At 55.3% G+C, this 22,262-nt stretch carries 24 protein-coding genes and 1 pseudogene; 13 read left to right on the top strand and 12 right to left on the bottom strand.

The window, feature by feature from the left end; translation table 11 throughout:
- Nucleotide 1: 1 nt before the first annotated feature.
- From BLU71_RS03950 to BLU71_RS03915, 8 genes are all read right to left on the bottom strand, one after another.
- Nucleotides 2–2,023: a phage terminase large subunit family protein gene (locus tag BLU71_RS03950; RefSeq protein ID WP_083352348.1), complete on the bottom strand. Its 2,022-nt coding sequence runs from the start codon at nt 2,021–2,023 to the stop codon at nt 2–4.
- Nucleotides 2,024–2,027: 4 nt separating this feature from the next.
- Nucleotides 2,028–2,630 carry a terminase small subunit gene (locus BLU71_RS03945; RefSeq protein WP_083352347.1) on the bottom strand — a complete coding sequence of 201 codons (603 nt, stop codon included), beginning with the start codon at nt 2,628–2,630 and terminating at the stop codon, nt 2,028–2,030.
- A gap of 168 nt (nt 2,631–2,798) precedes the next feature.
- A complete protein-coding gene (locus BLU71_RS03940) occupies nt 2,799–3,143 on the bottom strand; it encodes a phage holin family protein (RefSeq protein WP_083352346.1) in 345 nt (114 codons plus the stop codon).
- A gap of 528 nt (nt 3,144–3,671) precedes the next feature.
- Nucleotides 3,672–4,031, bottom strand: a complete 360-nt coding sequence (locus BLU71_RS03935; protein ID WP_083352345.1) for a hypothetical protein — start codon at nt 4,029–4,031, stop codon at nt 3,672–3,674.
- Complete coding sequence (locus tag BLU71_RS03930; protein WP_083352344.1) at nt 4,024–6,240, bottom strand: VapE domain-containing protein; 2,217 nt, start codon at nt 6,238–6,240, stop codon at nt 4,024–4,026. The genes BLU71_RS03935 and BLU71_RS03930 overlap by 8 nt, the downstream gene beginning before the upstream one ends.
- Nucleotides 6,230–6,460: a TraR/DksA family transcriptional regulator gene (locus tag BLU71_RS03925; RefSeq protein ID WP_083352343.1), complete on the bottom strand. Its 231-nt coding sequence runs from the start codon at nt 6,458–6,460 to the stop codon at nt 6,230–6,232. The genes BLU71_RS03930 and BLU71_RS03925 overlap by 11 nt, the downstream gene beginning before the upstream one ends.
- Entirely contained in the window at nt 6,453–6,971 is a 519-nt protein-coding gene (locus tag BLU71_RS03920) for a phage regulatory CII family protein (RefSeq protein WP_083352342.1), read from the bottom strand. The genes BLU71_RS03925 and BLU71_RS03920 overlap by 8 nt, the downstream gene beginning before the upstream one ends.
- Nucleotides 6,972–7,302: 331 nt before the next feature.
- Nucleotides 7,303–7,563 (bottom strand): hypothetical protein, encoded by a 261-nt coding sequence (locus tag BLU71_RS03915; RefSeq protein WP_083352341.1) that lies wholly within the window; start codon nt 7,561–7,563, stop codon nt 7,303–7,305.
- 79 nt (nt 7,564–7,642) lie between these two features.
- On the opposite strand from BLU71_RS03915, the gene BLU71_RS03910 reads away from it, so the two are divergent.
- Nucleotides 7,643–8,374, top strand: a complete 732-nt coding sequence (locus BLU71_RS03910; RefSeq protein WP_083352340.1) for a LexA family protein — start codon at nt 7,643–7,645, stop codon at nt 8,372–8,374.
- A 7-nt stretch (nt 8,375–8,381) separates the two neighbouring features.
- Here the strand turns inward: BLU71_RS03910 and BLU71_RS03905 are convergent, their stop codons facing one another.
- On the bottom strand, nt 8,382–9,413 hold the full coding sequence (locus BLU71_RS03905) for a DUF2806 domain-containing protein (RefSeq protein WP_083352339.1): 1,032 nt from the start codon (nt 9,411–9,413) through the stop codon (nt 8,382–8,384).
- A 348-nt stretch (nt 9,414–9,761) separates the two neighbouring features.
- On the opposite strand from BLU71_RS03905, the gene BLU71_RS03895 reads away from it, so the two are divergent.
- From BLU71_RS03895 to BLU71_RS03855, 8 genes and pseudogenes are all read left to right on the top strand, one after another.
- On the top strand, nt 9,762–10,352 hold the full coding sequence (locus BLU71_RS03895) for a hypothetical protein (RefSeq protein WP_083352337.1): 591 nt from the start codon (nt 9,762–9,764) through the stop codon (nt 10,350–10,352).
- Nucleotides 10,353–10,362: 10 nt separating this feature from the next.
- Nucleotides 10,363–10,647 (top strand): phage antirepressor KilAC domain-containing protein, encoded by a 285-nt coding sequence (locus tag BLU71_RS03890; protein WP_083352336.1) that lies wholly within the window; start codon nt 10,363–10,365, stop codon nt 10,645–10,647.
- A gap of 158 nt (nt 10,648–10,805) precedes the next feature.
- On the top strand, nt 10,806–11,123 hold the full coding sequence (locus tag BLU71_RS03880; RefSeq protein ID WP_083352334.1) for a pyocin activator PrtN family protein: 318 nt from the start codon (nt 10,806–10,808) through the stop codon (nt 11,121–11,123).
- A 58-nt stretch (nt 11,124–11,181) separates the two neighbouring features.
- On the top strand, nt 11,182–11,613 hold the full coding sequence (locus BLU71_RS03875) for a hypothetical protein (protein ID WP_083352333.1): 432 nt from the start codon (nt 11,182–11,184) through the stop codon (nt 11,611–11,613).
- On the top strand, nt 11,610–12,152 hold the full coding sequence (locus BLU71_RS03870) for a phosphohydrolase (RefSeq protein WP_083352332.1): 543 nt from the start codon (nt 11,610–11,612) through the stop codon (nt 12,150–12,152). Before BLU71_RS03875 ends, BLU71_RS03870 begins: the two co-directional genes overlap by 4 nt.
- Nucleotides 12,153–12,399: 247 nt before the next feature.
- Nucleotides 12,400–12,843 (top strand): annotated as a pseudogene (locus tag BLU71_RS27645) (DNA cytosine methyltransferase); the annotation flags it as partial.
- A gap of 82 nt (nt 12,844–12,925) precedes the next feature.
- Nucleotides 12,926–13,171 (top strand): hypothetical protein, encoded by a 246-nt coding sequence (locus BLU71_RS27640; RefSeq protein WP_231982552.1) that lies wholly within the window; start codon nt 12,926–12,928, stop codon nt 13,169–13,171.
- Nucleotides 13,168–13,437 (top strand): pyocin activator PrtN family protein, encoded by a 270-nt coding sequence (locus tag BLU71_RS03855; protein WP_083352329.1) that lies wholly within the window; start codon nt 13,168–13,170, stop codon nt 13,435–13,437. Before BLU71_RS27640 ends, BLU71_RS03855 begins: the two co-directional genes overlap by 4 nt.
- Before the next feature lie 29 nt (nt 13,438–13,466).
- On the opposite strand, the gene BLU71_RS03850 is transcribed toward BLU71_RS03855, so the two are convergent.
- Nucleotides 13,467–15,020: a P-loop ATPase, Sll1717 family gene (locus BLU71_RS03850; protein ID WP_083352328.1), complete on the bottom strand. Its 1,554-nt coding sequence runs from the start codon at nt 15,018–15,020 to the stop codon at nt 13,467–13,469.
- A 50-nt stretch (nt 15,021–15,070) separates the two neighbouring features.
- Entirely contained in the window at nt 15,071–16,186 is a 1,116-nt protein-coding gene (locus tag BLU71_RS03845; protein WP_083352327.1) for a site-specific integrase, read from the bottom strand.
- A 102-nt stretch (nt 16,187–16,288) separates the two neighbouring features.
- Between BLU71_RS03845 and dusA the strand changes: the two genes are divergently transcribed.
- Nucleotides 16,289–17,308, top strand: coding sequence for a tRNA dihydrouridine(20/20a) synthase DusA (gene dusA / locus BLU71_RS03840; protein WP_083352326.1), 1,020 nt, complete (start codon nt 16,289–16,291; stop codon nt 17,306–17,308).
- A gap of 44 nt (nt 17,309–17,352) precedes the next feature.
- Here the strand turns inward: dusA and BLU71_RS03835 are convergent, their stop codons facing one another.
- Nucleotides 17,353–18,186, bottom strand: a complete 834-nt coding sequence (locus tag BLU71_RS03835) for an undecaprenyl-diphosphate phosphatase (protein ID WP_042609074.1) — start codon at nt 18,184–18,186, stop codon at nt 17,353–17,355.
- 572 nt (nt 18,187–18,758) lie between these two features.
- Here BLU71_RS03835 and BLU71_RS03830 point away from each other — a divergent pair.
- From BLU71_RS03830 to BLU71_RS03820, 3 genes are all read left to right on the top strand, one after another.
- On the top strand, nt 18,759–19,499 hold the full coding sequence (locus tag BLU71_RS03830; protein WP_042609073.1) for a winged helix-turn-helix domain-containing protein: 741 nt from the start codon (nt 18,759–18,761) through the stop codon (nt 19,497–19,499).
- Between the two features lie 277 nt (nt 19,500–19,776).
- On the top strand, nt 19,777–20,436 hold the full coding sequence (locus BLU71_RS03825; RefSeq protein WP_042609072.1) for a winged helix-turn-helix domain-containing protein: 660 nt from the start codon (nt 19,777–19,779) through the stop codon (nt 20,434–20,436).
- Nucleotides 20,437–20,827: 391 nt separating this feature from the next.
- The gene (locus tag BLU71_RS03820) at nt 20,828–22,222 is read left to right on the top strand and encodes an undecaprenyl-phosphate glucose phosphotransferase (RefSeq protein ID WP_042609071.1); all 1,395 of its coding nucleotides are present in this window, start codon (nt 20,828–20,830) and stop codon (nt 22,220–22,222) included.
- Nucleotides 22,223–22,262: the final 40 nt, after the last annotated feature.

The following is a 22,262-nucleotide window of genomic DNA, read 5'->3' as shown; positions in this document are numbered from 1 at the left end:
ATCAGCGTCTCTTCAGGTAGCCACTGGTGGAGCTGCGGCGTTGAGGGGGTGTTGCTGCTGGGCGCGGTGGCACGACCGGAGCAACTGGTGGTGAAGCCGGAGGCCGAACAGGCGTAGTTAGTTCAAGTCCATCGACCCGTTCACCTTGAACGGGCTTGATGCCCGGCGCTTCGTCAAACAGTCCGGACTGCGCCAAGGACTGACGCACGCGCTCCCAGTCGTGTTCCTTATATCGGTGGAGGCCCAGGTAATGCGCCATGGCGAGGCAATACACCATCAGATCGAGCGCTTCGTTGCGCTCTGCCTTGCCCTTCACCCATTCGATGCGCTTGTGGCCACGCACATAACGGGCGACCTTGCGTTCTGCTACGCACTGGTCGAAGAAGTCGTCCGGCAGGTCCTTCGCGAAGTGCAACGCGCCCGGCCCGGACTCAAACGGGTAGCGGTTGTAGATCCAGTCCTTCGCTGTGTCAGTACCGACGAACCAAAGCTCGGCACCGTTGCGTTCGGTCTGGCCTTTCCACGTCACGTCGACCATGGACGGGCGTTGAGCAATGACCGGTTTGCCGGGTTTGCTCGCCCCCTTGATGGCGAAGACGTTCCGCCAGCGACGAACGCGGCAGAATTGGTAGACCTCATCGGTGTGGTGACCACCGGAGTCAACGGCCACCGCAAGAATGCCCAGACCGACAGCGCACGGATGGCGATATTTGGCCTTGAGTAATTCGTCCAGCGCCGCCCATGTGCGCTCGTCTGCGGGATCGCCGGAGACCACTTGGTAGTCGACGACCCAACGCTCCATGCCGACACCCCAGCCCATGGCCATGAATTCCAGCCGGTTGGCTTGAACGTCAACGGCGCCGGTGATCATCATCACCGCCGCCGGCAGAGAGCCAAGGGTGTAGCCTTCCAACCTCGCGCGCTGCCTCAGAACGTCGGCTTTGGTCTGCTCTTGAGCCGCGTCCCACACCTTCGCCAAACGGGTGTTGTAGAACACCTGCATGGGCTCAAGATCGCCTTTGGCCTGGGCCTTTTTTGCCTTCTCGAATTGCTTGGCCAGCGACTTCCAGTCCATCCAACCGAGCGGTGAATACAGCGCGTTAAGGTGGAAACCCACCGTCTCGCCGTCCCCCTCGGCATGAGCGCGCCACTCGCCCTTGGCGAGCATTTCACCCTTGTGGTACTCATCGATCAGTACGTCACAGTCCATCCCGGACGCCGCGCATTTGTAATGCACTACGCTAAAGTCGGCCGAGTAGAGAAGGTTCTCCCACTCAAGCACCTGCATGTGCCCACAGTACGGACATGGCACGTAGTAATGACGCTGGTCACTGCCGTCGAATAGGTCGGAGATTCGCGAGGCGCCCTTGATCGTTGGCGAGCTGGAGAAGTAGAACTTGGCGTTACGGCCAAAGGTACTACCCCGGGTTTCCGCCAGCTCAATGGGATCGCCCTCCTCGCCGAGGTCGACCTCCCAGCGGTCGATTTCGTCGCCGTAAACGTAGCGCGCCGACAGCTCCGACAGGTTGGCGGCCGAGCCGGCAGTGGTGACGTACAACGTGCCACCCTCGAACTCTTTGGTGTCCATCGTGTTACGCGAATCCCGCGAGCGGTTAGCCGCGACACGCTCGCGCAGTACCGGCGTCGCCTTGATCGTTTTACCGATCCGCGAGGACACCCGTTTGGCCAGGCCGAGGCTTGGCAGTAACGCCAGGATATTCGACGGTGCCATGTGCATCAGGCCGCCAATCCAATTTAGGCCGATCTGAGTTTTCATTAACTGCGACGCGACCATCGTGATCACGCGCTTGCAGGGGTGAGCCGGCGAAAGGCAACGCATGGGCTCGCGGGCATATGGTGTACGCGAAGTGCGGTACTGGCCCGGCTCAGCGGCGCCGGTGTCACGCGGGATGCGCATGTACTCATCGGCCCACTGATCGATCCAGACGTCCGGGTCGGGCCGTAGCCCACGAAAATACGCCTCGCGGTACACCTCTGCACCGTCAGGGATTTCTGTGGGCATAGGATTAACTCGTGGTCAGTGCGTGTTCAAGGTCCGCTGAAGACGTGCGCTCTGCGTCTTCCAGCGAGCGGCGGATCGCCGCGGTGAGGTGCTTTTCGATTTCCCAGGGGTCGGTCATCGACGCTAGTTCTGGAGCCAGTTGGGGAGGCATGCCCAGCAGTTGATCACGCAGCATGCGACCCGCGTTGTAAGCGCCGGACTGCACCGCCGACAGGGCAACCAGCGAACCCTTGGCCTTGTGCAACTCGATCTCAGCGAGCTGTGCCAAGTTGTGCTCGCGCAGTGCTCGGGCCTTCTGAAAGTCGGGGAGCTGCCCCGCAGGTGTAATCGTGAGCGGCGGCGCAGCCGTTGAAGTCGGCTCGGCCTGGCTGGATAGTTGGCTGTAAACGTCGCGCTGAATCCGGTCCTGCTGGTGTCGTTCAGCGACGGCGACCTTGCTCGGGTCTGCGGTGTCGCGAATCAGCGCTTCGGTGGCATGCACATCAACCTGTTTGCCGTTGGGCGATAGCACCAGACGGTTGTTGTCTTTCAGCCAGGTGACGTAACTCGGCGACCTGCCGAGCCGGGCCGCGAAGGCACTCTTCGACAGGTAGGTTGGTTCTGTCATGAGCCCTCCTTTTTCAACGTATTTCAATGAATCCTTTCAAGATTTCAATGATTGAAATTTCAGTAAGCTGGGGGCGCTCCCGCTAACACTTTCCCGCGGGTTTCCGACCCCGTGCCCCTCAGATACCCCTAGGGTCCCCGGCGGTTTCCGGGGCGCCGGGGCGGTGCATCACATCTGCCCGCCCCTGGTTGGCGGGGCTTCGCTAAGGCCCAGTCGCTTGGCAGCCCATCGTTCATACAATCCGATGGCAACGTCCGCGCCGGCCATCGCCGTTAGGCAACCCAACGCCCCCGCCGTCCACAGCGACATCCCGGCGGCAATCATCAACATCATCGCCGTTACCCCGCAGACAATGCAGGCACCCGACCGAAGCGCGAGCCTGCGTAACAACGCCCAGCCCCGCGCCCCGTCCTTGTCTGCCCGCCACATCTCCCCCGATACGCCACCGACCAGAGCCAGGACGATCACTAACCAGATCGGCATTTCTGCCAGTGCTTGTTGCTCGCTTGTCATCGCCTACCCCATGAACGCAAAAACCCGGCGCAATGGCCGGGTTTGGTGGTGTGGTGCCTGCCGCTCTCTGCGGTCGCACCTATCGAAGATAACTACTTTTTACAGGTCGATTCCGGTGGCAGCAACCCTGTTTTAATGCCACCCGGTGAATAAGTGGGTAACGCAGGGTGAACGCCTAGCGAATGTCGGTGAATACACCACCACGGCAATCTGTTGTGACGGTGGTGTCCCATACGTCCCACTTTTCTGAATCGAAGTGGGACGCCTGAGAGCGCCTAAATTCGGGGCTTCGCCCCACTGTCCTACTTATCTTTCTCCTTTCTCGTGTAAAGGAAGAAATTTAAAGAACACGCGTTCGCGCGTAAGCGCGTAGTGCTCGCCCGCTACGCTCACACGGGCGGGAGGCACTTCTAGGCGGGACGGTGGGACAACCCAACAACGGCAAGGCCCGCACGTGTCCCACTGCATCAAAACGCAGCGAGACAAGACGGGCCAGTGGGACAACCACAACCGGAGCGCTGCCTGGGGTCACGCAGCCGCCCCCATCAGCACCCAGTAGATCTGCAGATGCGCATCATGCAAACGCTGGTAGTACGTATCGCGGCCACAACCGCAGTGGGCATACCGCAGGCGCATATCCACATCGAGCGTGCAGTAATGCTCACGCACCACCTTCACCAGCTCTGGCGCAAGATGCTTGGTCACGATCAGCTCAATGTCCAACGAACTCTCAAGCGGCGCACGGAAGGCACGCCGCCCCCTGATAAGTTGCCCGTTGCTCTCCATCATCATGGCAACCATATTCCCCCCAGCCAGCCCCCCTTTCGAATGTTCCGAGTGCAGCTCCTGCGCCCACAACCGAAGCAGCGAATCGATCTCCTTAATCAAAGCAAGGCTCCTCGAATTCCACTCGCTGCAACGCCGAGGCACCGCCCCACCCTGTCGGCTTCTTGTAAGCCCAGGGCCGCAGGCCGCTCTTAGCCAACGCCGGCAACCGAACACGCCGCCAGCCCAACCGATGCATGATCGCGCCGACGCGCATCTGCTCCGGTTTGCCCCAATGCCCGAAGTCCAACTTCAACGCACTGGTGAGCATGTCGCTACCGGTGATGGTCTCGCCGATCTGCGACTCCTCGAGCCAAGTCAGAATCGGACCTTCCCATTCATCCACAACGAAACGCTCGTCCTGCTCTTCGCCGAACATTGCCGCCTCATCCAGCGTCACCCACCAGAGGTCGCCCGCGTCGTAGCAGAACACCGCCTCGGCCCACAGCTGATCGCGCATCGAGCGCAACAACTCCAGATCCACCTTGGTACACGCGACCGGCCAGTAACGCCGGTTGCCGGTGGCGTCCTTTAGGTACTCATCTTGGTTGGTCGTACCCACGAAAACACACTGGCGTGGCACGTCCATCGTTCTTCGGCCGTAGCTCTCGCGGTAAGTGTCGGTCGACGCCGAAAAGAACTGCTTGGCCTTCGTACTCTCAGCCTTGTTGAAGCTGTCCAGCTCGCCCAGCTCGACGATCCACTTGCCGCGGATCGCCTGAAAGCCGTCCTTGTCGCCGAGCGCAAACGGCGTGTCCATGAACCACTCGCCGCCGAGAATGCTCATCGCCGTCGACTTACCGGCGCCCTGCGCACCTTCCAGAATCATCACCGAGTCAGCCTTGCAACCCGGCTTCATCACCCGCGCCACGGCCGACAACATCCAGCGCTTGCCAACCTTTGCCGAATAATCTGTTGCCTTCACGCCCATGACGTCCGTGAGCCAACTTTCGAGCCGAGGCACCTGATCCCACTGCAGCTTGCGCAGGTACTGCCGCACTGGATGAAACGCATGGTCATGCGCAACTACGCTCACCGCCTCGATCACATGCGATGCCTTGACCCGCAAGTTGTACTGCTGCGCGAGCCACTTCATAACCCGAACATCGTCAATGTCAGCCCAATCGCCCGTGCCGCCGCCATAGGGCGCCGCACGTAGCTTGACGATCTTCGAGCTGAACGCGCTGTAGCTGATCACCCCGGCCCAACGCTCATCGTTGGCCAGGATCAATTCGACGTTCTGCATGTGCGCAATCAGCGCGCCGCTCTCGCTACGTGCAAGCAGATCTTTCCAACCACCAGCAGCCGGCGGCTTGACCACCGCCAGCACCTGACGACGCACAGCTTCCAAACCTTCCGCAACATGCAGGTCGTTGAAGTCGGTCCACTTCGCTTCCCGCTCGCCGGAAAAGATCGGTGCGACCACCTGGCCACCGACAATCAGCGCCGCGTTGTTTGCTTTCTCCTCACCGGGGTTCCACGCATCGCCATTCGGCTTTGTGGTTTTCCAGTCATCGTCCCGGCAAATGATCAGCGGGCAACCGGCGAAACGCTCTCGCATGGCCTTGCAAACCACTAGCAAGTTGCCCGCATCAAACGCAACGGCGACGGTCAGTGACGTGGCCATATGCAGACTTGCGCCGGTCGCGTAACCCTCACAAACCAGCACCGGCTCGCCCGGATCAGGGTGAGGCCCGATCAGATGGAAAGCGCCCTCCTTCGACATGCCGTAAGGCCAATAGGACTTGTCCCGGCCGGTGTCCTCTTGCTTGGTCGGAAACACCACCTGCAGGCCAACAATCTCGTCCCGCACATTGCTCATCGGTACCAGGAACGCGCCGGTGCGCGGCGCATACCGAACGCCGAAGCCGACAATCTGCTTTCGGTCCAGATAGTCGCTACGGCCCTTCTCCGGCATGCGCTTGAACATAACCGCCGCCCGCTTTGCCGCTCGACGTGCTGCGTTGGCCGAGATCTCAGCCGCCCGGCGCTTGGCCTCTTCCTGTCGAGCGCGCATAACCTCGCGCTCTTCAGGAGACATCCGCCCAGCCTTGACCTTGATCTTCTGAGACTCGCCCGACCGCCAGTCACCGAACGCACCGAAGATCAGCGTCTCCCCTTTCGCAGTGCGCTGCTCATGAACGACATACCAACCGTTCTTTTCCTTGCCCTTGTCTTGTGTCGTCTTGCAGCGGGTCAGCTTGCCGAACACCAATGGCTGCGCTGGCTCAAGACCGTAATCCGCGAACTGCACCAGTACCTCATCGAGCATGGCGTGCCCCTTTCAATTCCGCGAGCGAAAGGCAGTCGACGCACTGGGTACAGCCGGGCTGCGCCAAACGGCGAGCCTCTGGGATGGGGCCATGGCAGGTTTCACAGTACAGAAACGAATGTGCCGCCAAAGCAGGCTTGGCGGCGAGAAGACGTGCAGCCAGCGCCTGATCGATGCGCTCCTGTACCAAGTCATTAGCGAAGTCGACGATATCAACCACGATCAGTACCCCGCGTCGTCTGATTGACGTAGGTAGCGCGATTGAACAGCCCCAACAGCCCTTGAATGCCTCGAAACACCTGCAGGCGAATCGCGGCCAGTTCTTCATCAGAAACCACACCGTCGCCAATGCTCTTGGCCCAGGTATCAGCCAGATCCGCGACCTGCCGGAAGTACTCGGCAATACCGGTGGTCAACGTCTCGGGCATATCGTTGGTGTACGCCTCAGCCAGCTCCTGCCAAGTCGTGTCACCGACTAATGCATGCACCGCATCCAGAATGCGGCGATCCTTGGTCAGCTCCAGAATCTCGCCGAACTCTTGAATGTTTACCGTGTGGCTGGGGTGGGTTGGAGAAAGCTTATGCTGCAGCGTGGTCGCATTCCGGCCGGTGGTGGCGGCGATGGCTGCGGCACCGCCGGGGTAGTCCCGAGCGGCATGGTAAAGCGCGAGATCGAGCGGCAAAACTTCCCGCTGCGCCCGCTCAACAGAACTCAGAGCGATACGGCTCATGGCATTAATCCTTGTAAGTTGCCAGTGCCGCGCGACATGCAGTGGTGATACATTTGCCGCGTGGCTTGAAAGGGCCCAAACGCCGGCTAGATCTTCGGGATCGATACCGGCACCGTGCCGGGGCGAGCAATCCGTTGTTCACCCCTGGCGCAACAGCTGCCAAATCTGTGGTGGAAGAGGCAGCAACACCAAGGCTTCCGAGCCTTGGAAAAGCGCGATAAAGAACGGTGGTTGCATGTGGTGTGCCCGCCTTTCTCTATCGCGACCCGACAGCGCTGTGGTGGTGCGTGCCGGGAGGAACTGGGCGACCTTTGGGTCGCCTTTTTTCTAGCTACGCTGCGGCTTTTTGTGGGGCCGAAGCGTTCAACAGCCAAGCCGCTTGGAATGCATTGCCTTTCTGCTTCGCCGCAGTCGCCAACAGCTCGGCGTATTGGGTTTCACCTGTGTAATCCGTTCGGGGCAGGCATGCAGCCTGACGCCATTTGTTCAGTGCTTGGTAGCTTCTATTGCATACCTTCGCAGCGGCCCCGATGCCGCCTACGGCTTCAAACGCGAACGCAATTGCGCTCGGAAAATCTGCGGGGGCCAACATGACAACCTCCATTTATCAACTCGCGGTTGATGTTATAGATCAACTGACTATTGCGCAACCTTTATGAGACTCTCAACTCATGGTTGATAAAAATTCCCTCCGCGCAGCTTTCAGCGAGCGCCTACACGAAGCTCTCGACGATGCCGGCGTACGCGCCCGTGGTCGAGGAGTGGATATTCATCGTCAGTTGAAAAGCTTAGGCGTTGATAAAACGACTCAGGCCATCAGCAAGTGGTTAAATGGCGAAGCGATGGCTGAAGCGGACAGTATGTCTGCCCTCTGCTCATGGCTTGGTGTCAGGCGGGAATGGCTTGAGTATGGGGTTCTGCCGAAAGAGCAGACTGGCCATGGCAACGTTTGTGCTCTTGACCCTACAAACTTGAGCAACGTTAGTGAAATCAATCAGCGCTTCGGTAAGGTGCCATTAATCTCATGGGTTCAAGCTGGGGCTTGGTGCGAGGCGATCTCCAACATCGAGAGTTATGATAGTGACTCTTGGCTATCGTGCCCGGTTCCGATTAGCAACCATGGCTATGCCTTGAAGGTTCTCGGTGACTCGATGACTAATCCAGGGCCTGGGCGCAGCTACCCAACAGGATGTATCATTTTTGTGGATCCAGAAGCGGAAACAAAGACCGGAGATCGAGTAATTGCCAGAGTGCCACGCACAAACGAAGCAACGTTTAAGATATTAGTAGAAGACGCTGGACGGCAATTTCTTAGACCAATCAATCCGCAATATCCAATCATCGATATTACGGAGGAGACGCATATATGCGGCAAAGTGGTTGGGTCATTCATACCGGAATAAACTAAAATCAGTTTACTGCCTTCATCTTTAAATTTCTCGAATGAAAAAAGCCGTGTAGCGCTCCAGCATAATTTTCATTTGGAGTAATATCTACAATAGCCATTAACTCTTTTCCCACCGAACTTAAGCTAGGCCCACTCAACCACAGCTCTTGATTAGCGTTTGCCTCAGCGGTTTGATCCAAAACCCATTTTTTTCCCTGAAACTCAAAAGGGAATGCTTGTTTGCCAACCTTAGAAATTGTGTATGAGTAATTCATCTGAGTTTTTAGTTCTGCGACAATCAAACCAAACTCTTGAAGCAATAACAGCTTACTATAGCTGACGCCCCACTCTTTCAATGGGTCCGCCTCATTCACTTTCCCTGGAGTAAAAACTCTTGCATCAATGACTTTGTCGCTGCCTTTTAAACAAATGACCATTGAGCAAAAATCTGCAAAGACTTTAGCAACGTTGGCATCAAGCTGTCCTAATAGCCTTACTGTTCTGATAGAAAAAGATGAAGGCCTTCGAATTTCCCCTGCTAGGATCTTTCCGAAAAGGAACTGCATTTCTTCAGAACTTTTAGCCGAGGCTTCCCTTTCAAACAGGTTTAGCCAATCGTCAGTTACACCGTCATTTTCAGAGGCAGTCACTTCTGACTCTGGTAAACACTTCAACTCATCAGCAGCTATTTTAGAAATCGTCTGAACGTTTCGTTGTTCTCTGACAATTTTTTGTGAGAACTTTTGTGACGCTGCATCTATAAAACTTTCACTGACTAAAATTTGTTCCGAAATCTGTCTGCCACTTTCACCTATCAAAGCAATCCTAGCTTTGGTCTCTGCTCTCTTCTCTGCAGCAAGCCCCTCTAAATGTGCAATCGGTACATCTACTATTGCCGTACACAACTGAGCGAACGCCTTAAAAGCATTCTTTCGTATGGGAGCTGGTATTCCACTTATGGCGTCAGCAATAAAATCACTTGCACCAGTAGTTATATTAGATTCCCTTGATGCCGAAGAATGGCTTGGATCTAAATCCGTAGGAAGGTCTGACATGCTTGATCCATGCGTTAGTGGAATCCAAAAAGAGGTCTAAAACTACTAAACAAAAACGCTGATGTCTACTGAGTTAGTGTTCGAAAAACCTCGAATATCAACCGGTAGTTGTTGACATAAAGCAACCAAAGGTTGATATTTGCTTCACTCTTCCACCACAGAGCGAGGCAACATGATGCACAACACAGCAACCCTGCACGTCCACCCAGCCGCTGCTAGCCCCGTCCAAATCTTTGAGATCCGGCGCCTAGCCCGCGAATACGGCTGCGCGTTCGCCATCAGCAAACCGAAGCTGACAGCACGCGCCACTTCTGCCCCAGTCAATCCGAACGGCGGAGGGCGCGCAGCATGATCAAGTACAAAATCGACAACCGCACCCTGCAGCTGCTTAATGCTCAGGTCAACTTGACCGAGACTTTCAATCACGTACTACGGACCGCACCTAGGCGCGAGTGTCTGGCATTTCGCCTCAAGGTTGAACGTGGCACCCCTGAAAGCACCTTCGTCGTGGAGCTGGGCAGCGAACGCCACACGCTGACCCTGCCGAACGAAAAGAAGATGCATCTCAAGCTGGCCGACTTCATCGAAGAGATCGCCAACGGCCCGTTCGATGCGAGCAATACCAGCGACCTGCTGCACCGCCCTCACGCCAGCCGCGAATACGGACGCTTTGAAGTCTCGGACAAGCAACGAGTGTTTGAACTTGTGCGCACCGGCGGCGTGCTGAATCTCGACATGGGTTTCGACTACCCGCTAATCGTCGCGCTTCATCGCACTCAATCTCGAACAGGTGTCACCACCATCCTGAGCATCGGTAACAAAAGCCCGCACACCCGTTGCTTCACAGTGTACGGCAGCGATGTCGAGATCTACGGCAAAGTCAGCGAGTCCATCAACCACCTTGCTGCAGCGGCAACACCAGCTGCGCACGCGGCATGAGGGGCACATTATGGAACGCACTCTCGCCCAAGCCGCAACCCACCTCGGTCTGACTCGGCCGAAGCTCATCGCACGTATGCGTGAAAAAGGGCTGATTAACGAGCGAAACCTACCAGCCTACCCCAACCGTGATCGCGACTACCTGCGAATCAAGGACGGTCAGTGGTACCACGATCAGCTCGGCATGCAGTACAGCCAATCAACCCGGATCAAACAGCCCGGTATCCGTTGGCTGGCTGAAAAGTTGGGCATCGACCTACCCGCCATTCCGGCAGACAGCCGTGACGTGGCCTAGGGAATACGCCCGCCAGATCATCGCCATGCGGACACGAGAGGAACGCAACGCCGCGCTCCTCGAAGTGCCCGAACATCTGCGCGAGCTAACCAGAACGCATTGCCTGAACGCCTGGAACCACCCGGCCAGAAAAAAACGCAAGGAGGCCCAACAAAGCCATGAGTAACACAGCACAAAACCCACTACGCCTGCACCCGGCGCCGGAATCAGCCACCGTCGAATTGCTTTACCGCATCTTCGGCGACGTCCTGATCCCGCTCGACAAAGTGCGCGAGCAGTATTTCCGCAACCTCAACGAGCAATCGTTCGTGGCCGAGATCAGCAGCGGCCGCATCCAGCTCCCCATCACCACGCTGGACACCAGCCGCAAGGCACCGAAGTACGCACACATCCGCCACGTCGCCTCCCTGATCGACATCCGCGCCTACAAGGCCGACGAAGACATGCAGCGACAGCAGGACGACACCACCGAGTAACACCCACACATAGAACGGCTGCCACCACCAGCCAATGACATCATCAGGAGCACACCACATGACTGAGATTCAAATCTACGCGCTGATAGCAATCGTCTTCATGACGGGCGCCATCTACTGGATCGCCTACCGGTGCGGCATAAGCAATGGTCGCACCGTGGGCTATTCAGAAGGCCTCGGCGAAGGCATAGCGGTTCAATGCGCCGACAAATCAGACGAAATCCGCAACCTGACGCTTTCCTTGAAGCAGGCTCACGACCAACACGAGCAACTCTACGACTTTTACAAGCGCGCGTTAGAGGTCTCGCAACTTGGAGAGCCTGCACGAATTACCCTGTTGGAGATTGCTGAAAAACTGCGGATTGCGGCTGAGACGTTCGCCGCCTTCCGCACGGGCAAAAAACTGGAACGCGACACCCGTACCCTTCGCGACCAAGCGCTTGCCATCGCAGCACTTCTGGAGCCAGCAGATCAGGAGAACGCTGCATGAACGAGATTCTGACTTCTACCGGCAAACGCTTCGAACTGTTCAAGCCCGACACCATCATGATTGACCCATACGACATCTCGCACGCGCTCGCTCATCTGTGCAACTTCAACGGCCATGCCCGAGAGTTTTACAGTGTTGCTCAGCACAGCTGCATCGTTGCCGCCTTGGTGCCAGAAGAGCACAAACTCGCAGCTCTACTTTATGCCGCCGCCGACGCTTATGTGGCCCTCATCGACGAACACCCCAGCGTGTGGATGTTCGTCCACCAGCATTTTGAAGAGCTTATCTGGCAACGTATTTGCGAGCGATTTGACCTACCCCTCGAGACCCCTGAGTGCGTGTACCAGGCCAGCCTCGTTGCAATGGCCACCGAGCACCGCGATCTCATGCCAACCGATGCGGATATCTGCGATTACCTAGACGGTATCGAACCTTCAGCCGAAACCATCCGCCCTTGTCCACCCAAAGACGCTCGGAACGCGTATCACCAGCGCCTGATGGATCAACTCGATATCGAACACCGGAGGAAAGCGGCATGACGCACGCACTGAACATCACTCAACCCCAACCCGCTTTGCTCCGCAATAACAACGGAATCGCCACGTCTGTAAACAACAACTGCTGCGCAGCAGCAAGCATCATTGCCTCTTCCTGCAGCTCTGCCGAGGGTCTTATACCCCACGAGAAGCTGCGCGAGGCAGCCACACCCAAAGCCTCGCTAATCACTCAGAATCGCCCCCCCGCGCAGCTTGTTCAGGGGTATAAGCGCTCTTTATTGGAGGCCGCGTGAATGAGCTGGCTCTTTTCGCAGGCGCTGGTGGCGGAATACTCGGCGGACACCTCCTCGGCTGGCGCACCGTCTGCGCCGTTGAGCGTGATGCCTACGCCGCACAGATACTGGCGCAACGACAAGCCGATGGACTGCTCCCGCCTTTCCCGATTTGGTCTGACGTGTGCAGTTTTGACGGACGACCATGGAGAGGCCTTGTTGACGTGGTTTCGGGAGGATTTCCTTGTCAGGACATCTCGGTTGCAGGCAACGGCCTTGGTATCGCCGGCGCCCGCTCTGGACTGTGGCAGCAGATGGCACGAATTACCGATGAGGTACGACCGCGCTACGTCGAACTGGAGAACTCACCATTGCTTGTGGGAAGAGGACTTGCCGTGGTGCTCGGTGACCTTGCCGAAATCGGGTATGACGCGCGATGGGGTGTTATCGGAGCGGCTGACCTCGGCGCCCCTCATCAGCGGGACAGGATCTGGCTCATCGCAGAAGACACCCGTCAGACGATGGCCAACACCGGTGGCGAGCATGGCCAAAGGATCCTCCCCTGCCGCACTGACTCGCCGTTCCGGGGCAGACCGCTCGAACGATCGCCTGGATCACGCCGTGATGGCACTGGATGGTGGTCATCTGAACCCGGAATGGGCCGAGTGGCTGATGGGGTGGCCCATCGGGTGGACCGACTTAAAGCCATTGGCAAAGGACAGGTTCCAGTCGTGGCTGCAAGCGCATTCGAATCGCTTTCCCGCAATCATTAATCAGGAGGTTGCATGAACACCCTTTTCCTTTTGATGGCCCAGTACAACGGGCAAGCGGTCATCCCCCTGGATCGAGTCTGTGCAGACTACATGAATTTAACTGTCGAAAAATTCAAAGCAAAACAGCTTACCGGCGAGATCGACATACCAATTGTTCGGCTAGGTCCAAACAGCCAGAAAGCCGGGCTCGGCATCCACCTCAGGGATCTCGCAGATTACATAGACTGCCAACGGAAAAAAGCCTTAGCTGATCACAATAAACTCATGAACCGAGTGGGATAAAAAAGGGGCTGATCAGCCCCTCTCCTTTTTTATCTATATTCGCGACTAATAGATAGATGCGCACAGAGCGCATTGTGAATAAATATATCCTGCTCAAAAAGTATCTCGTCATCCCCTCGAAATGAGAATCTCATGTGAGAACCACGAGGCCCAATATTTCCTATGACGCCTATACGGAAGAGATCCTTTACCACTTCCCTTATTGAAACTCTTGCGAGTAGTTCACGGGTTTCTTTATGATCTACTGCCACGATATCTGCACGAGCTATGAGATCGCTCAAACTACAGATCTGTTTGAAGCCATAAAATATATATTTAATCCCTTCAACCTCGCCAGGTTTATACTTGGCTTTGAGCTCCTCGGTAAGTTCTACCCACGACGCAGTAGAATACGCTTTTCTTACTGCCTCTAGCCCCTGAAGAATAAAACTTTTCTCATCAGGATACTGATCCTGCACAGAGATCAACAGCCTAACTATGTCTCTCGGACGATACCAAGAATTATGAAGTATATAAACTTGCGGCATTTGCTTGTGAATGAACTGAGGAAAATAATCCTTCCACAAATCAATTGAACTCAATACCTCAAGACCTGCCTCAACTCTTGCATTATTTATCCTTTGCTCAACTATGTTCAACAATGGTTGCTGCGCCGCACTCAACCCCGGACGATTCCAGTGAATAATCGAACCAAAATCAGCAATAGGCTTATTTATTTCCTTACCAAGGGCTTCAACCGAAACTAAAACTTCAGATCGAATTGCTGCGTAGAGACACAAGGGAAACCCCAGCCTCTTCGAATACGCATTCAATTTCTCAATAGAAACAATCAAATCTCTCACTAAACGTGAGTCGCGCTGATACTGCTTGCTCGTACCGTAGTTTAACTCTAACTCATCAAAAAAGATATTCAGCCGTTGACTACTCGGATCGAGACTATTAAACGCAGCATCTGCCTGCCTTACAAGATCATTAAAATTTACCTTAGCCTTTCCATTTTCATCCCAATCAAACTCTAGTCCTAATTTCGGAGTTTTGCTAATTTCGATACTGCCTTTCCGAATATTTGGAACCAGCCTAATCAACCCAGCCTTCTCAGGCTGCGTTAGCGCCTCCGAGCTGACCACCGCAATGAATCTAGCTAGATTTGCATTATCTTGAAATGCGTCGACATTCTTTTCCTGAATTACTGCCGCTATTTTCCTATAAATAAACCAACGCCAAACCGATTCAAGATCATCACCATCGAAAGCATCGCTATTCTCATTAACAATCTGCACTCGTGCCGCTTTGGAGAAATCCTTCCGAAGGTCCTCATCGACTTCAGACTTGAAAAGTACAAAAGTTGAAATTGAACCAAGCTCCTCCTCCAACTTAATAGAAATATAACGCAACAGCGCTGTCTTACCTGTGCCTTTTAGCCCCACAACATAATACTTGCTTCTATCAGTAAACTTATTAATAGTTAGCGCTGGAGGAACAACAAACGAATCGACAAATCTCTTAAATTCCTCGGGACTATTACTGAGCATTTCATTTTTCGCATCAGTACTCCCAAGATATATATCTTTAAGCTTCAACATCAATGTTTCCCTATTCCTTGATGGCTTTTTGCCAACGCTACTGATAACGCTTAAGATTGTCCACTAGAGTTTTCTCCCCCTAGCAGTGCCTCAAGCCATCGCCATTGATCATACCGATCACCTCTCCCACGTAGATGTGTATACCTGCGCAAGGAGTTCCAATCGCGGTGACCCGAGACACTAGATACCCGCGGAATGTCCCAGTCCATCTCGAACAGACGGCTCACCCCTTCGTGCCTTAGATCATGGAAGTGCAGGTCCTCAATCCCCAGCAGCGGGCACGCCCGTGTGAACGATGCGGATACCGACCTTGAGTTGTACGGAAAGATCTCCCGCTCGGTCTTGGGCATGCTCTGAAGGATCGCCCAGGCCTCATCAGGCAAGTGACACCACACGTTATTACCGATTTTCTGCCCGGGATTCTTCATGTCACGCACAAGGACCGCCTGCCGGGACTCGTCGAGGTCATCCCAGCGAATCCGCGTGATCTCCTCCTGCCGGCGCGTCGAGAAGAGAGCGAAGGCAATCATCTTCGGCATGTTGATCTGGGCTTTATGACGCGTCTGCATCTCAAAGAAATGCGTCATCAGCTTGTCCAGTTCCTCCAGCGTCGGACGGCGGTTCCGTTCCTTGCTCTTGCTCACCATGCCCAGCTTTCGCAGCACCTTGCGCGCGTCAGGCATGGCCAAAGGATCCACCTCGTAGCCCCACGCCGGCCGCGCCACAGACAGGACTGCACCCAGGTGCGAGAGATCATTACCGACCGTCTGCGCCTGAACACCGCCGCCCTCTTTACTCATCCGCCACTGCGCGAACTCCACCAGCTTCTGACTGGTCAGCGCCGAGTCGTCGAGACCACCTAACCAGGTATCCTTGATCGCATTGAGTGTGGCGTTCTTTGTCTTACCCAACGGCCGGATCTTTTCGTACTCATCCAGGTACTGCTCGATCATCTTTCTGATCGTCACACCCTTGCGGTTCGCTCGCTCGATTGCACCAGGCTCGGACAGCTCCGTCTCACGCCGTTTGATCCATGCCTGGGCGACCTGCTTTCGGTCGAAGGTTTGGCTTTCCTGATAAACTGTGCGCCCATCCCGATTGATCCGTATCTGCGCCGTGTAGGCCGTCGAGTTGTCCTTGCGCTTGCGTGATGTGATCGTGCCCATTTCCAGTTGCTACATTGCCGAATTCACTTGCTACATTGTAGCAACCGACTTCGAAAAACAAGGAAAAATGGGTAAAAACCGCTGTATAAAAGATCAGTATCAATGAAACCCGAAAAATCTGAAGCGCGCGTTAACACTAGCCTCACCCGTTCCGAGCCGTCTCGCCGCTTCAGCGTGGCCCCGATGATGGATTGGACGGACCGCCATTGCCGGTACTTCCTGCGCCTGCTGTCCAAGCACGCCCTGCTCTACACCGAAATGGTCACCACTGGCGCGTTGCTCAACGGCGATCACGAACGTTTTCTCCGTCACCACGAAGCCGAACACCCGCTCGCGTTGCAGCTGGGCGGTAGCGTTCCGCTCGATCTCGCCGCCTGCGCGCGTATGGCGCAAGAGCATGGCTACGACGAAGTGAACCTGAACGTTGGCTGCCCGAGCGATCGTGTGCAGAACAACATGATCGGCGCGTGCCTGATGGGGCATCCGCAGCTTGTGGCGGATTGTGTGAAGGCGATGCGCGATGCGGTGTCGATTCCGGTGACGGTAAAGCACCGCATCGGCATCAACGGACGCGACAGTTATGCCGAGCTGTGCGATTTCGTCGGTACGGTGCGCGATGCCGGGTGCACGAGTTTTACCGTGCATGCGCGGATTGCGATTCTCGAAGGGTTGTCGCCGAAGGAGAATCGCGACATTCCGCCGTTGCGTTATGACGTCGCGGCGCAGTTGAAGGCGGATTTTCCGGAGCTGGAGATTGTGCTGAACGGCGGGATCAAGACCATGGAGGCCTGCCATGAGCATCTGCAGACTTTCGACGGTGTGATGTTGGGGCGTGAGGCTTATCACAATCCGTATTTGCTGGCAGAGGTCGATCAGCAGTTGTTCGGCAGTAACGCGCCGGTGATCAGCCGGTCTGAAGCGTTGGCGCAGTTGCGGCCTTATATCGCCGAACATCTGCTGGCCGGTGGTGCGATGCATCACATCACGCGGCATGTGCTGGGTTTGGGTACCGGTTTCCCCGGGGCGCGCAAGTTTCGGCAGCTGTTGTCGGTGGATATTCACAAGGCCACGGATCCGCTGGCGTTGCTGGATCAGGCGGCGGAGTTGCTTGAAGGGCGTTGATGCCCCTCATCAGCCGGGCGGTTTGATCCGCCTGGCTTGACGCCTCAAGCGGCCGCAGCCGCCGTCCAGTTCACCCAGCCAAACACCCAAGTCGCCAGAATCAACAATCCAAAACCGATCCGATACCACGCGAACGCCGCATAGCTGTGGTTGGCAATAAACTTCAGCAAGCCACGCACGGCGATCATCGCAAAGATGAATGCGGTGACGAAGCCAAGGGCGAAGACTGGCAGGTCGTTGGGCTGAAACAGGTCGCGGTATTTATAGCCGGAGTACACCGCGGCGCCGACCATGGTCGGCATGGCGAGGAAGAACGAGAACTCGGTCGCGGCTTTGCGTGAGAGGCCGAAGAGCAGACCGCCGATGATGGTCGAACCGGAGCGCGAGGTGCCGGGAATCATCGCCAGGCATTGTACGAAACCGACTTTTAGCGCGTGAGACCAGCGCATGTCGTCGACATGTTCGACGCTGACCACATGGCTGCGCTGTTCCGCCCATAACATGACGATGCCGCCGACAACCAGGGCAACCGCAACGGTGATCGGGTTGAAGAGATATTCATGGATCGCGTCGGCGAATAACACGCCAAGGATAACGGCGGGGAGAAACGCGATCAGCAGATTAAGGGTAAAACGCTGTGCATTGCGCTCGGTGGGCAGGCCTTTGACGATTTCGAAGATCTTCGGACGGAATTCCCACACCACCGCAAGAATAGCCCCCAGTTGAATAATGATGTTGAACGCCATCGCGCGTTCGCCGCCGAATTCGAGCAGGTCGGCGACAATAATCTGGTGACCGGTACTCGAGATCGGCAAGAACTCGGTCAAGCCTTCTACCGCGCCCAATATCAACACCTGGAAAAGGGTCCAGAAATCCATTAATCCTCCGTCAGAGCACTCAAGACGAGCGACCGGTCAATAACACTCAGGGGTTGAGTATCTGAAGTTACACAATTGGCTTTTATGAATATCAAAAGATCGCAGGCTTCGGCAGCTCCTGTAGGGGAACGCATTTCAAGCGTAGGAGCTGCCGAAGGCTGCGATCTTTTGGTGTTGAAGAATAGGTCTAACGGATTGCCACACTCAAGTCATGTTAGTAATCGTCGGTCGACGAACTTAACTGGAAAAATTTACATCTATTACAACAATTATTTCAGTTCAGATATGAAATGTGATCAACTTCACACAATCAGGACATGGCCAACCCATGGCAAAAGGACATAGACAAAGCCATCGCTATAAGCTCAAAATAGTGGCACCATTGCATATAGCCATCACCCACGCATTAGTTCACAACCCCCGAAAAATCAACTAAAAGCTTGAAAAGCTTACTTATTGTTAGAAAACTCGGGAGACACGTCTAAAATCCGCGTAAATGTTACCAATTGTCAGTCACAGATGAGAACCGGTGCTTTAACATCCCGATGTCAGCACCTAATTCGAGTCAACGCATGATGCTCTCAGGGAACTTGGCGACTAGAAGTCCGCGCCCGACAAATGATGAATCCGGTGTTCTTGCTCTGGGTCGTACCTTGGGTGTGGCCGATCATTTTACGACGCTGATCGCAAAGCACGTGCAGCCCGATATGATCCTGGAAACAGGTGCTTTCACTAGTTCATATAAACAGCAGCGCTACATCGATTCCTATCGCGCCATCTTCCTCATCATCGATAGCCCACAGGCCCTCGAAGACAATTTGGCGCTTATACAGAATCTGCGTGATGCGAACTTGAAACCGCTTATTTGCGCAGTCATCACCGGCCGCGGGGCGGTCAACAAGATCAAGTATTATCTCGCCGGCGCCGATGCCTGTATCAAGCTCAACACACTGAGCGATGACAGCGACGACTTGCTCACGGAGTTCTTCAACAGCGAAGACTGGCAGCGGGATATCACTCTGACGCTTGATCCGACGCGGATCTGCCTGCTGGACAGTCGGCGCAAACTCGATATTTCTTTCGCCGAGATGAAGATCCTCGAGGCCTTTGCGCAGACCGCCAATCACATTCTGAGCCATGATGAAATCGCCAGCATCATGGGCCTCAACGCCAATTTCTACGATCCTCGGGCACTGGAGAAATCAATCAGCCGCTTGCGTGGAAAAATCAAGGACATGTATGGTACAAACGCGATTCAGAGCATCCGCGGCTACGGCTATCGCCTGATGCGGGGTCTGATATCGACTGCCTGAGTCTCGGGCAGTCTTCCCTTTTGCATACGTACGAAGGATCGTCTGATGCAGCCATATCGTTTCAGTTCCGCTTCATATTTATTAAAACTCAAGCACTTGAATGAGCGCGGCAACACGCCACATAACAATAAAACTCCATAACATAGCAGCAGATCGAGTGGAATTTATCGACGGCCATTTTCGGCCCGAACCCTGCCTACGATTACTTCCGAGGAAGTCATTGCTCGCCTGCCGATTTATCTTTTAGCCAATTTTGGTGTGTATTTAGGAGAGAGACATGGAAACGAGTACAACCCTCCCCAGAAAATATTTTGTAGTTGTGACGCACAGCACAACGTCGCAGCGTGAACTGGAAAGCATCTTGTCCAGTGAGCGTTTCAATTCGTTTGGCACGTCGCAGGCGCAAATGTTTGTTGAAGGTGTTGCTTCGCCCTCTTCCGCCCCGATGGTCATGGAGTTCAGTTACCCAAGCCTTAGCCGAAAGAACGTTGCGCGCAGTATCGAACATGATACTCAACGCATACTGGCCACCCTTGAAAATGAATGGCGAGCCGCGCAAACAGACAACCCGTTCCAGAGCTTTCCGGCAGTTAGTGCAGAACGAGCACATATCTCGAATGTCAGCGAGAGTCCTGAGGCCTGCAGCGACACCTGGCATCTTGACGATGATCAAGGCGTACTGCTCAAGGACAACATCGCAATCAGCCTGACTGGCCTGGAAACCGCCCTGGTCCGGAAAATGCTGACCCATGAAGAACGGGTGGTCAGTCGCGATGACTTGATCATCAGTATTGGCCGGGAACCGGAGCAATACCGTGGTCTGGAGATGTGCCTGAGCCGCTTGCAGGATAAATTCAAGAGCGCGAGTAATGGCGAGCGATTGTTTCGAGCCGTAAGAAATCGCGGATATTGCTTGATCCAGGAAGTCGTCGCGTAATCACAGGCGACATTCTAACCAAGACAAACAGATATAAAGTGCGACTACAACAACAAGAAGAGCACTCTGTTTGGTTTTTCCTCCCTGATTCAATAAAAGCTTCCCTGCCTCCACCCCGCCAACAGTAACAAATACATCCCCGCCTTTTCATCCCCCTCTCTACGACCTTTTCTAACAGACTGGTATTTAAATATTAGAAAGTTGGCATTGTGCCATCTTGTTAGAACTCGTCAGACACCATTCCCAACAATAACTTAGTCTATTGGCTGACGACAGTTCGGCTCTCGATGTTGTTACCTCAAGACACTCGCTAAAACAAAAACAATAAGTCTGCATAACAACTCGGCTTTCAACTGTTGAAACCTGAATGGACGTCTTTTGGGGATATCGTATGGATCTTTCTCTCAGTATTAATCGAAGCACGGGCCTCAAGGGACTGACCTTTTGGGGCCAATGGGCGCTGGCACAGGCTTTCGTTGTGACGCTGTTGTTCATCCTCGCTGAACAGCACACCGGCACCGTCGCGTTCTACTACCGAATGTGCGCCACCCTCGCCGTCCTGGCCTCGGTGCCGGCTTACACATTCAGCGGCGTTTATCGCAAACGCGACAACTACCTGACTGGCCTCGGCCGTCTGTTCATGGGTTGGTCGATGACCATGGCCGCGCTGGCGTGCATCGCGTTTGTCTGCCAGGCCGATGAGCTGTTTTCCCGTCAGGTGATCCTGAGCTGGGCGGTGTACGGCTTCCTCGGTCAGGCCTTCCTCTACGCGCCGCTGCATGCGTTTTCCAAGTACTACCAGCGTTCGCGTAAAAGCGAGCACCGGACGCTGATCGTCGGCACTGGCGAACTGGCACTGGGCCTGGCGAAGAAACTCAGCCAACTGGAAAACCTGCCGCTGATCGGTCTGGTCAGCAACGGCGACAAACCAGTCCTCGCCGCAGACGCACCACGCGTCGTCGGCGCTCAGGATGAGTTGCTCGAACTGATTGAGGCTCACGACATCCGCCGCTTGTACATCACCCTGCCGCTGTGCGAAGCCGCCAAAATCGAGGCGATGTATGTCGATCTGCTCGGGGCCAACGTCGATGTGGTGTGGGTGCCGGACCTCAACAGCCTGACCCTGCTCAACCACTCGGTGAAAGTCGTGGACGGCCTGCCAGCGATCTACCTGAACGAAAGCCCCCTGACCAGCCGCCCGACCGCTGCCCTGAGCAAAAGTCTGGTTGAGAAGACCGTGGCGTTCCTGGCGATCATTGCCCTCAGTCCGCTGCTGTTGATCATCGCGCTGGCGGTGAAACTCAACTCGCCCGGCCCGGTGTTTTTCAAGCAGGATCGTCATGGCTGGAACGGCAAGGTGATCAAGGTCTGGAAATTCCGCTCGATGCGTGTCCACGATGATCGCGAAGTGAAACAGGCCAGTCGTAATGACTCGCGTATCACCGCCGTGGGTCGCTTTATCCGCCGCACGTCGCTGGATGAGTTGCCGCAACTGTTCAACGTCTTGCAGGGGCATATGGCTCTGGTGGGTCCGCGTCCACATGCTGTTGCGCACAATAACTATTACTCGGGCAAGATCCTCGCCTACATGGCGCGTCACCGAATCAAACCGGGGATCACCGGGCTTGCACAGATCAGTGGCTGCCGCGGCGAAACCGACACCATCGACAAGATGCAGAAGCGTGTCGAGATCGACCTGCAGTACATCAACAGCTGGTCGTTGTGGCTGGACCTGAAGATCCTGGTAAAAACGCCATTTACGTTGTTATCGAAAGATATTTACTGAGGTTCACAACTTCAGATCGCAAGGGGACGAAAGTCCCCTT

Origin of the sequence: Pseudomonas moraviensis (assembly GCF_900105805.1) — a bacterium.
Taxonomy (GTDB): Bacteria; Pseudomonadota; Gammaproteobacteria; order Pseudomonadales; family Pseudomonadaceae; genus Aquipseudomonas; species Aquipseudomonas moraviensis_A.
This window is presented reverse-complemented; position numbering and strand designations above follow the sequence as displayed.